This window comes from Mycobacterium sp. SP-6446 (assembly GCF_001954045.1).
Lineage (GTDB): Bacteria > Actinomycetota > Actinomycetes > Mycobacteriales > Mycobacteriaceae > Mycobacterium.
Map to the genome: position 1 here is coordinate 1 of NZ_MBEM01000199.1, position 546 is coordinate 546.

General features: G+C 69.6%; 1 protein-coding gene. It reads right to left on the reverse strand.

The genetic code is table 11. The features are described from left to right. A partial coding sequence (locus A5736_RS26425; RefSeq protein ID WP_175611320.1) for a hypothetical protein occupies positions 1-546 on the reverse strand: 546 nt, incomplete at both ends.

A 546-nucleotide genomic window follows, 5' to 3' on the forward strand; every position in this document is an offset into this window, starting at 1 on the left:
TCGATGTGGTCGGCGCCGGAGCGCTCGAAGTAGGGCTCGAGTGTGGTGCGCAGCGCGGGGAACAGGTGCGCGCGATCCAGGCCCGGCCCGGTAGGGGCGTCGTTGACGCTGGCCGAGACCCTCAGTCCGCGTTCGCCCTCCAGGCGGGCGGTCATCTCCACCCGGCCGACCGGCTCACCGTTGCGCAAGATCTCACCGTGGAAGTTGATCTTGTCAGCGCCCCCGATGTAGCTGGGATGCCACACGCCGCGGTACTTGATGACGTGCTGCTCATCGAGGCGCCCGGACAGATCGTGGGCGATCTGGCTCACCTGCTGTTGCACCGTGCCGATCGGGTCGGTGCGGGCGCGCAGGAACACCTCACCCAGCGTGGCGGGATGGGCGGGGTCCACCGCGCGGTCGTCGATCGGCTGCAGCCGATACCACTCACGCGAACCCTCCACGGGCTCACCCGCGGCAGGGGTGTCGCCGACGCCCAACGGGTGGTCGCTGGTGGCCAAAAAGGGGCTGTCGATGTGGTCGGCGCCGGAGCGCTCGAAGTAGGGC